The organism is Pseudodesulfovibrio karagichevae, from assembly GCF_041414475.1.
In the GTDB taxonomy this organism is placed as follows: Bacteria; Desulfobacterota; Desulfovibrionia; order Desulfovibrionales; family Desulfovibrionaceae; genus Pseudodesulfovibrio; species Pseudodesulfovibrio karagichevae.
Window position 1 is genome coordinate 1 of sequence record NZ_JBGLYH010000118.1, and the last position, 3,699, is coordinate 3,699.

Below are 3,699 nucleotides of genomic sequence, written 5' to 3' on the forward strand. Positions count from 1 at the left end.
CATCCTTGCGGCTTTCCCTCTCCCCTTCCCCCGGACCCCCATCCCCTCTCTCTTCCTAAACTTTTTACGCCGCTCCGCAGGGAGTGTGCGAGCGCGGACCGCCGTGCCGCTCCTCCCGATTTTGCCGATCATCACTTCGAGCATGAAAGACGATAGCGATAATACTTGCCATTGACATCAGTAGTAACTATTATCAGATTATGAGTGATACCAATACCTGTACCAAGCATCGTGAAGTGGCCATCGAGTTGGGAGACTGCCGCTCCTGCCAGGGGTGCATCGACCTCAACCCGGACGTATTTCAGTGGGACGAAGCCCTGGACATGCCCTATGTGAGCAGGTCCGAGGTCACCGAGGAAGAAGTTCGCGACATCATGAACACCTGCCCGGAAGGTTGCATCGTCTTCGTGGATTGATCCCTTTCCCCTCTCCCCTTTGAAAAACGGAAAGCCGGGCCTATGCCCGGCTTTCCCGCGTCGGGTCGAGTGCCTGCTGCCAGCGTTCGAACAAAATTTTACAGACTTGCTCCTTAGACATGGACGTTTGTCGCTCCACTGATAGAATTATACTCCCATCTTTGACCACCAAATCGCGCAACGCCTTATGCAGCCAGTTGTCGTAATACACGTCGTCCGGGGAATGAATCTCGATGACCAACTCCTTGAACGTTCCGGTTAGGGCCGGCATCAACAATCCGCCTTTGATTTTGCGCTCCACGTTGCTGACGGCTATATTTTTGACATTTGACCAGGGGCAATACCATCGGACCAATCCTCCGGCCATGATGCCCTCCTCACTCGTCTCCAGAAGTGGCTTGTTTGCGGACAGGGAATACAGGAACAGGGGGGAAATCACGGCAATCACAACGCATAGCCCCATGAAACGGACATCCAGGTTGTATATCCCGCTGGAAGTCGCAACATACAGAATAACCATGAGGACAGAGAGTATCAACCCTGCCCAGGCAAACAGCTTGGATAACGTCCGACTGACGTGATCGATGACAAATTCCTGCGGCTTATCTATCTTTGGCATCACTTCTTGACCGGCATGGGCGGCAGCGAGCATTCGCAGTGGTCGCCGCAGACGAAGCCGCAGTAGGTGTGGAACACGCGGGTCTGCTTTTCGCGCTGCTCTTTGGTCAGCGGCTTGATCTCGGCCGCGTCGACCATCTCCATGAGGCGGGCGAAGTCGGGCACGGCGCTCATGCCATGCGCCACCTCGTCGCCGGTACGCACGTCGAGCAGCGTGGCGTCCATGGTATCGGTGACCAGGGCGTACGGAACCGGGCCGCCTTCGATGAGCCGGGCCGCGCACACGGTCTCGCGCTCGAAGGTGGACACGTCGCCCGCGCAGAACATGACCAGGAACACGGGCCTGCCCTGCCCGTCATAGAGCACGAAGTCTATGATCCGCTCGAACTCCCCGCCCTCCACGCAGTACTTCAGCGGGACCTTGGCCTTGAGCCGGTCCTTGGGGTAGCCCTTCTCCTCCACCAGGAGGCGGGCCAGGAGCTGGCGGAACTCCTCGAAGGTGGTCTCGTCTATCTCCTCGCCGGTGAGATAGTCGCGGAGCGTGCCGCCCAGGCTGGTTTCATGCATTGAATCACTCCCTTTTCCCCATAAATAAAGTCGTTTCACAGGCGAGGCAAGGCCGCAGGGGGGGGCCCCGCGAGGAGCCCTAACCGGCCAGTTCGGCCCACGACGAAAGTTGGAACACGCAGTCGTCCGCTTCGGCCTCCATGCGCTCAAACAGCGGCATAGGCACGGTGAAGGTCAACACCTCATCCCGGAATCGCTTGCGCATCATTTCCCGGCCATCAAGTCCCATCATCCCCAGGACGGCCCGGGGGTTCCCGGTTTCGGCCTGGGCATAGGCGAACGCGGCCAGGCCGGTGCAATCCGGCCCCTGGGGGACCTGTACCGGATCGACACCGGGCATGATTGATCCGGCCAATGTGACCAGGCCGGAGAGTTCAACCGGGTTGACCGGAAAAATGACCGCGCGGACATTGTCCTCGTTCTCCACCCGGCTCAGCGGCTTGAACAGCACGTATTCGTGCGGAATGTCATAACGGGGCAGCCCGTGCAGAATCCAATCCCTGGCCAGGTCGCCGGAACTGTGCCTGCGCTCTCCGTATTCATACATGTCGTGCCAGGTGCGGGGAACGCCTTCCATGACCTTTTCATAGGCCTTCCCGTCCCGGGCCGAACGCACCCCCTTGCTGAACAGTGCCGCGTGCTGGTCGAGCATTTCCTCGGAGGCGTCGAAGTCGACGCCCAGCCCCAGAGCGGCCCGCCCTCCTGGGCACATGACGGTCTCACGGCTTCCGGCGGCAATCCTCCCGTTCAGGGAGGCCTCGGCAAAGAGATAGAGGGTACAGCCGAACCTCCCCTTCTTGAATTGAAACACGTCATCCGGGACGACGTCGCTCCAGACGACCGCCACGGGTTCGAATTCCGGTCCGAGATTGCGAACGAGCGAGCTGTCCATGGTCACTCCTGTTTCCGGTCAGTGGATATCCGGGCACCCTGCCCGACGAATTCAATCCGGCACGAGGCTCAGGTGGACGGGTTACAAGAAGTACGCGGGTTCCTTGCGCTCGGCGCAATTCTCGTTCAGCCACTTGGCGAAGCCCTCCACCGGGCTGCCGGGCTTGGCGCTGCGGGCGTGCTCGGGGCAGACCTTGATGCAGGCGCAGCACATGATGCATTTGTCCGGGTCCGTGTGCTTCAGGTCCTCTTCGTCGATGGCCCCGACCGGACACTGCTCGGCGCAGACGCCGCACAGGACGCACTCGTCGCCGACCTGGATGAAGTCCACCGGCCCGCGCGGCTTGCGCTCCTTGTAGGGACGGTCTCCGGGGATGTCCGGCCTGGAGGCGGCGTCGATGGAGGACAGCGCGTCCACGGCCTCGCGCATCCGGCGACCGAAGTCCCCGGCCCCGCGCAGATCGTCCGCGTCGGGCCGGGCCACGGCCACCGGATATTCGTCGTTCGAAAAGGAATGCTCCCCGACAAAGGCCGCGCCGCCAAGGACCACCCCGCCCCGCTCGGTGACGATGTCGGACAGCTCGATCAGGGCGTCCTCGAAGGCGCGGTTGCCGTACACGACCACGCAGACCACGGGCGTCCCGTCGAGTTCCAGGGTGCGCAGCCACGGCTCGAGAAGAAAGGGCACGCGCCCGCCGTAAACGGGCACGGCGATCACCAGCAGGTCTTCGGCCGAGGCCTCAAGCGGCTCCTGCCGCTCCTCGGGCATGGTGATGTCCACGTCCTCGATAACGTCGTAGCCCAGCCCTTCGGCCATGGCTTCGACCACGGCAGCGGTGGTCCCAGTGGGAGAAAAATAGGCGAGTTTCAGAGATCGGATGTCCATGAATTGTCTTCCTGTGTTTGAAATGATCGTATCAATGCTCCAAAGCCAAGCAGGCCGCGCTCCCTCCGCACGCCCCCATGCAGCATCCGCCGATTCCCATGCTGCCCGTTTTTTCTAAACCGCCCTCCCGCCCCGGTCAAACACATCACACAAAAAACACCCCCTCCCGCCCTTTTCCTTCCGCGAAGCGGCTCCAAAAAGTTTAGGAAGGAAAAGGGGATGGGGGTCCGGGGGAAGGGGAGAAGGGGGTACAGCCCGGGTACATAGGTAACACATTAGCCCGGGAACATGGGTAACACTTTGGGCATGAGAGCCTGGAGG

The 3,699-nt window shown here is 61.0% G+C and carries 5 protein-coding genes; 1 reads left to right on the top strand and 4 read right to left on the bottom strand.

What is annotated here, in order from left to right; translation table 11 throughout:
• Positions 1–200: 200 nt before the first annotated feature.
• On the top strand, positions 201–416 hold the full coding sequence (locus AB6M95_RS19485) for a 4Fe-4S domain-containing protein (protein ID WP_371388407.1): 216 nt from the start codon (positions 201–203) through the stop codon (positions 414–416).
• A gap of 40 nt (positions 417–456) precedes the next feature.
• Here the strand turns inward: AB6M95_RS19485 and AB6M95_RS19490 are convergent, their stop codons facing one another.
• From AB6M95_RS19490 to AB6M95_RS19505, 4 genes are all read right to left on the bottom strand, one after another.
• Positions 457–1,068, bottom strand: a complete 612-nt coding sequence (locus AB6M95_RS19490; protein WP_371388408.1) for a hypothetical protein — start codon at positions 1,066–1,068, stop codon at positions 457–459.
• Positions 1,035–1,601 (bottom strand): type I restriction enzyme HsdR N-terminal domain-containing protein, encoded by a 567-nt coding sequence (locus AB6M95_RS19495; protein WP_371388409.1) that lies wholly within the window; start codon positions 1,599–1,601, stop codon positions 1,035–1,037. The genes AB6M95_RS19490 and AB6M95_RS19495 overlap by 34 nt, the downstream gene beginning before the upstream one ends.
• A 79-nt stretch (positions 1,602–1,680) precedes the next feature.
• The gene (locus AB6M95_RS19500; protein WP_371388410.1) at positions 1,681–2,493 is read right to left on the bottom strand and encodes a DUF169 domain-containing protein; all 813 of its coding nucleotides are present in this window, start codon (positions 2,491–2,493) and stop codon (positions 1,681–1,683) included.
• Positions 2,494–2,574: 81 nt separating this feature from the next.
• Entirely contained in the window at positions 2,575–3,378 is an 804-nt protein-coding gene (locus tag AB6M95_RS19505) for a 4Fe-4S binding protein (protein WP_371388411.1), read from the bottom strand.
• Between the last annotated feature and the right edge of the window lie 321 nt (positions 3,379–3,699).

Coding starts and splice junctions, on each gene's coding strand:
- AB6M95_RS19485 (WP_371388407.1), top strand. CDS start 201: ATGAGTGATACCAATACCTGTACCAAGCATCGTGAAGTGGCCATCGAG.
- AB6M95_RS19490 (WP_371388408.1), bottom strand. CDS start 1,068: ATGCTCGCTGCCGCCCATGCCGGTCAAGAAGTGATGCCAAAGATAGAT.
- AB6M95_RS19495 (WP_371388409.1), bottom strand. CDS start 1,601: ATGCATGAAACCAGCCTGGGCGGCACGCTCCGCGACTATCTCACCGGC.
- AB6M95_RS19500 (WP_371388410.1), bottom strand. CDS start 2,493: ATGGACAGCTCGCTCGTTCGCAATCTCGGACCGGAATTCGAACCCGTG.
- AB6M95_RS19505 (WP_371388411.1), bottom strand. CDS start 3,378: ATGGACATCCGATCTCTGAAACTCGCCTATTTTTCTCCCACTGGGACC.